We start from the raw sequence: 1,224 nt of genomic DNA, 5'->3' as shown, positions 1-1,224 counted from the left end.
CAGCTTCACAGCTGCTTGGTCGTTCGGGAAGTGGCCGCGGTTCTTGATGATCTTCCGGAGTTGGAAGTTCAGGGACTCGATCGCGTTGGTCGTATAGATCACTCGACGAAGTTCCGGCGGGAACGCGAGGAACGGCGTGAAACGCTCCCACGCGTCCTCGAACACCTGCGCTGATCGCGGGTTCGCCTGGCCCAGCGCGGACGCTTTAAACGCCTGCAGCGCGGCCAGAGCGGCGTCCGCGGTCGGCGCCTGGTAGATCGGCTTCAACGCCGCCGCGACGGCCTTGCGCTGCCCATAAGCGACGAACCGCATCGCGTGACGGATGAGGTGCACGACGCACGTCTGGACCATCGATTCCGGCCAGGTCGCCTCGATCGCCTCGGGGAACCCCGTCAGCCCATCGACACAGACGATCAGGACGTCGCGGACGCCGCGGTTGGCGAGCTCGGCGCAGACGGACGCCCAGAACTTCGCGCCCTCCGCGTGTTGAATCCAGATGCCCAGGACATGCTTGATGCCGTCCATGTCAACACCCACAGCGATGTGCGCGGCCTTGTTGCGCACATGCCCGCCGTCGCGGACCTTGATCACGAGAGCGTCGAGGTAAATCACTGGATAGAACGCCTCCAACGGCCGGCTCTGCCACGCCAAGACCTCGTCCGCGATCTCCTCGGTGATGGTCGAGATCGTCTCGTGACTGAGGTCCACGCCGAGCGTGGAGACGAGGTGATGCTCGATGTCGCGCACGGTCATGCCACCGGCATAGAGAGAGATGATCATCTCGTCCAGCTGCGAGAGCCGCCGGCTACCCGTGGGAACCAGCCGCGGCGTGAACGTGCCGTTTCGATCGCGCGGGATCCGCAACTCGACATCGCCGACGTTCGTGGCCACCGTCTTCGGGAACGACCCGTTCCGCGAGTTCTCGTGCAACGCCGCGCCCGCGTCGCCCTTCTCATAACCGACATGCTCGGTCAACTCAGCCCGCAGACCCCGCTCAAGACCCGACTTGATCAGCTGCTGAATGAACCCGCCATCCCCATCGAGCTGAACCTCGCCCGCGTCGATCTTCGCGAACAGATCATCCAGCACCCCCGACTCGACCAGCCGACGAGAACCCTCCGCCTGCACCTTACGTCGCTCTTCACGCGACGCCCTATCAATAGCCAACAATGTCACTCCTCCCGTAAGGAGACCCACCCCTTACACACACCATTTGACACGCTC

Annotated in this window: 1 protein-coding gene; it reads right to left on the bottom strand. The window is 63.7% G+C overall.

Annotation, left to right across the window (positions count from 1 at the left end; translation table 11 throughout):
* Positions 1-1,161: IS256 family transposase (locus tag B0H03_RS16025; RefSeq protein WP_419956920.1), on the bottom strand; the 1,161-nt coding region annotated here is incomplete at its 3' end.
* Positions 1,162-1,224 lie beyond the last annotated feature (63 nt).

This window comes from Rathayibacter iranicus NCPPB 2253 = VKM Ac-1602 (assembly GCF_003149025.1).
Classification (GTDB): Bacteria; Actinomycetota; Actinomycetes; order Actinomycetales; family Microbacteriaceae; genus Rathayibacter; species Rathayibacter iranicus.
The sequence above is the reverse complement of the archived record's forward strand: the minus strand, read 5'-3'. Positions and strand labels throughout refer to the sequence as shown.